This window comes from uncultured Campylobacter sp., assembly GCF_938017705.1.
Taxonomy (GTDB): Bacteria; Campylobacterota; Campylobacteria; order Campylobacterales; family Campylobacteraceae; genus Campylobacter_B.
Map to the genome: position 1 here is coordinate 1 of NZ_CALIIS010000121.1, position 3985 is coordinate 3985.

The window sequence follows — 3985 nt, forward strand, 5'->3', positions numbered from 1 at the left end:
TAATAAAGCGGCGCGCTTTGGCAGGGTAATGGCGAAATTTTGCAAATTTCAAGCAGCGGCAAGAGTAAAATTTCAAACGCCGATAAAATTTCAAAACCGCGAATTGCCAAATTTACTAAATTTAGCGCGCATTTACCGCTATAAAACGCCCTTCGTGCTAGGCACGCCGGCGCGCTCGTTGATACTTATCGCGCGACGAAATGCGACGGCGAACGCCTTAAACGCGGCCTCTGCGACGTGGTGCAGATTTTCGCCGCGAATCTGGCTTATATGCAGCGTTAAATTTGCGTTGAAAGCCAAAGCGCGAAAAAATTCCTCCACGAGCTCAGCGTCGAATTCGCCGATCTTACCGCGCTTCAGGCTCGGGCAATCAAATACCAAAAACGCGCGGTTGGAAAAATCAAGCGCGGCGCTTACGGCGGCTTCGTCCATCACGACGACGCTATCGCCGAAGCGCTCGATGTTTTGCGCGGGATAGATCGCCTCTTTGATCGCGCTTCCGAGCACTATGCCGCAGTCCTCGACGCTGTGGTGAAAATCGACCTGCAAATCGCCCTCGCAGCGCAGGTTCAGATCAATCCACGCGTGCTTGGCAAACGCGCTAAGCATATGATCGAAAAAACCGATACCCGTTTGTATCTGCGCCGCGCCACGCCCGTAAAGCTCCAGCTCAAGCTCGATTTTAGTCTCTTTCGTAGCCCTATTTTTGCTTATCATCGCGCAATCCTTAAAACTAAATTTTGTTTGAAATCTATCTAAATTTCACTAAATTTCGGTTAAAATCTCAGCCAGCTTTTCGGAATTTACGCTACCGATCTGGCGTAGGCTCGCAATCTCGGCGCCCTCTTTAAAAAACAGAATCGTAGGCGGACCGAATACGTTAAAATGCGCTTTTATCGCTCTGTTTTGCTCGCTATCTTCGCTAAGATCGATCTTCAAAAGGCTAAATTTATCAAGAGCGCCAGCAAGAGCGGGATCTGCGAACGCTCGCTCGCTCTGCTCGCAATTTTTACACCAGCTAGCCCAAAAATCGACTATCACGGGCTTTTTGGAATTTTCTATTTCGCCGCGCAGCTGCGCCAGATCGTGCACAAACGAAAAATGCGTGCCGCTTAAATTTTTAGCGCTAGAAATTTCGCCCGCCTGCAAGCTCTCGCCCAAGCCGCCCTTGGAATATCTCGCATTTTGCGGGATTAGATTACCAAGCGGCCTGGAGAAATCTTTCGCGCCGCTGGCAAAGCCCGCGAGTAGCAGCGCCGAATATAGCGCGATTATAAGAGCCAAAGCGCGCTTTATCCCGCCCGCACCGCCGTCAAACAGCCCTAAAAATCCTGCGAAGATCGCGCCTAAAACCGCGTAAATCAGCAGGCTTAAATTTTCGCCGATGAGCGTGCGCGAAATCCACACCGCCGTAAAAAGCAGCAAAAAGCCGAAAATTTTAGGCACCGCCTCCATCCAAGCTCCAGGCCTAGGCAGTGCTCCGCCGAGCCCCATCACAAGCAGTAGCGCACCGCTTCCGAGCCCGAGCGCAAAAAGAGCCGCCGCACCCAGCAGAACGTCGCCGCTGCCCGCGATGTAAACAAGCGCGCCCGCAAGCGGAGCGGAGATGCACGGCGATACGACGAGCGCCGAGATAAGCCCCATCGAAAAAACTCCGATCAGGCCGCCAGCATTTTCGCTTTTGCTATTTAAGAAGCTTTGAAAGCGCGCAGGCAGGCGGATCTCGTAAAATCCAAACATCGAAAGCGCGAGCGCGGCAAATATGAGCGAGGTTAGGATCAGTGCGGGCGGAGTTTGCAGCAGGCCCTGTAAATTTTGCCCGAAAACCGCCACGAAAGCTCCTAAAATCGCATACGAGCTCGCCATTCCAAAAATATACGCGAGGCTTACGGCGAGGCTTTTTTTCGCGCTCGGCTTCGAGGAAGTTTTCGCCACGATGATCGACGAGAGGATCGGGATGAGCGGATAGACGCAAGGACTTAGCGAGAGCAACACGCCGTAGCCGAAAAATAGCGCGATCGCCGCGATGAAGCTCTTGCCGCCGAGAACGTTTAAAATTTTATCCTGCTCGGAGATGGAATTTGCGCCGCGAGAAGTTTTTTGCGCGGAGGTTTCGTCGGAATTTACCGCAGCGCTTTCTGCCGAGCTTGCCGCGGAATTTGCCGCTGCGTGCGAGCTTGCCAAGGAATTTGCCTCTGCACCCGAAGCTACGGTATTGCTTTTAAAATTTACAGCCCCGCCTTGTGCGCTGTATGAGGCAGGAATTTGCGCGAAATTTACGCCGCTTCGGTATCTTTTCAGCTCGGAGTTTGAAATTTTACCGATCTCATAGCCCTCCACTATGCGCTTGAAGCTAAAGCCGAACTGCTGCGGCTGATAGCAAAAGCCCGACTTCGTGCAGCCCAAAAAATCACCGTTAAGTACGAAATCATCGCTGTCTGCGGCATTTGCGAGCACGAGGCCCAAAGGCACGGCGATGCTAAATTTACCCTCGTAAATTTTATAATCCTTGTATTCGGTAGCGGCGGGCAGATTTATTAAATTCGTCACCTCCGCGCCGCCAATGAAAATTTTTATCTCGTTTTGATAGAGATAGACCCCGTCCGCGATATCAAAGCTTAGCGTTACGCTATCGCTTTGCGCCGTCGCGTTAAGCTTGAATGCATCGGAGGGTTTTAGGGGCTCGGCGCCCAAACCCAAGAGAAAAAACGCTGCCAAAATAAGTGATCTGATCAAATTTTATCCTTTGAAATTTTTTCCTACATTCTAACGTAATAAGTATGAATTTATAGTGTAATCTAAAGAACTTTTTTGTAAAATTCCTTAAAATTTTTAGGAGGCGATATGAGCAAAGAGATCAAAACCGAAACGGGCGAAATAGCGCTGAAAGAGATAGAATTTAAAAGCTCAAAGTACGAAAAAATCTCGTTCAAAGACTACGAAACGCTGCTTGAGAGATACCAGATCGAGCTTTTAAAGCTGCAAAAATTCGTAAAAGAGAAGGGACTAAAAATTTTGATTTTGATGGAGGGGCGCGACGCGGCGGGCAAAGGCGGCACGATAAAGCGTTTAACCGAGCATCTAAACCCGCGCGGATGCCGTATCGTGGCGCTCGAAAAGCCGAGCAACGTCGAAAAGACGCAGTGGTATTTCCAGCGCTACGTCGCGCACCTACCCAGCGGCGGCGAGATCACGATATTTGACCGCAGCTGGTACAACCGCGCGATGGTTGAGCCGGTGATGGGCTTTTGCACCCACGCCGAGCACAAAGATTTCCTGCGTCAAGTGCCTAAATTTGAGGAGCTTTTGGTAAGTGCAGGGATAATCTTGTTTAAATTTTACTTCTCAGTCTCCAAAGAGGAGCAAAAAAGGCGCTTCGAATCGCGCCGCACCGACCCGCTGAAGCAGTATAAACTCTCGCCGGTGGATGCGAGATCGCAGGAGCTGTGGAATCAATACACGCTCGCAAAATACTCGATGCTGCTCGCTTCAAATACCGAATTTGCGCCGTGGACGATCCTTGATAGCAACGACAAAAAGATCGCGCGACTAAACGCCTTCCGCTGCATACTCTCGCGCATAGACTATCCCGAAAAGATCGATGTAAAGGAGCTTGCGGTGGATCCAAACCTCGTGCGAAACGGCGCCAGGGAGATAGTGCTAATGGAGGATAGCCAAAAAAGCGAGGCTTGGCGCAAGCTGGAAAGCCCCTCTCGTAAGAACAAGAAGGATAAGAAAAAGGGCTAAATTTTGCCAATGAAGATTACTTGCTAGGGAGGCTTGCTGGGAATTGCTCATTAGGAATTTATGTCCTAATATATAGAAACGCATTGGATTTTACAGCTTTTCATTTAAAATCTTTAGCAAGATTCCATCCTGTTGGGAATTGAAACAACCCACGTCGCGATACTCGTATGAGCTAGTGACAGTAGAATTCCATCCCGTTGGGAATTGAAACTTTGATTTTTCGACTGCCGCCAATATT

Annotated in this window: 3 protein-coding genes; 1 reads left to right on the forward strand and 2 read right to left on the reverse strand. The window is 49.8% G+C overall.

The genetic code is table 11. From position 1 onward, the window contains the following. Positions 1 to 138: 138 nt before the first annotated feature. Both hisB and dsbD read right to left on the reverse strand, forming a co-directional pair. A complete protein-coding gene (hisB, locus tag Q0605_RS05950) occupies positions 139 to 717 on the reverse strand; it encodes an imidazoleglycerol-phosphate dehydratase HisB (RefSeq protein WP_297995925.1) in 579 nt (192 codons plus the stop codon). A gap of 48 nt (positions 718 to 765) precedes the next feature. Continuing rightward, on the reverse strand, positions 766 to 2736 hold the full coding sequence (dsbD, locus tag Q0605_RS05955) for a protein-disulfide reductase DsbD (RefSeq protein WP_298705095.1): 1971 nt from the start codon (positions 2734 to 2736) through the stop codon (positions 766 to 768). A gap of 108 nt (positions 2737 to 2844) precedes the next feature. On the opposite strand from dsbD, the gene ppk2 reads away from it, so the two are divergent. Next, positions 2845 to 3747, forward strand: a complete 903-nt coding sequence (ppk2, locus tag Q0605_RS05960; RefSeq protein WP_298705097.1) for a polyphosphate kinase 2 — start codon at positions 2845 to 2847, stop codon at positions 3745 to 3747. Positions 3748 to 3985 lie beyond the last annotated feature (238 nt).

Bases quoted from the DNA above. Each gene is read 5' to 3' on its own strand.
- hisB (WP_297995925.1), bottom strand. From the start codon at position 717: ATGATAAGCAAAAATAGGGCTACGAAAGAGACTAAAATCGAGCTTGAG.
- ppk2 (WP_298705097.1), top strand. From the start codon at position 2,845: ATGAGCAAAGAGATCAAAACCGAAACGGGCGAAATAGCGCTGAAAGAG.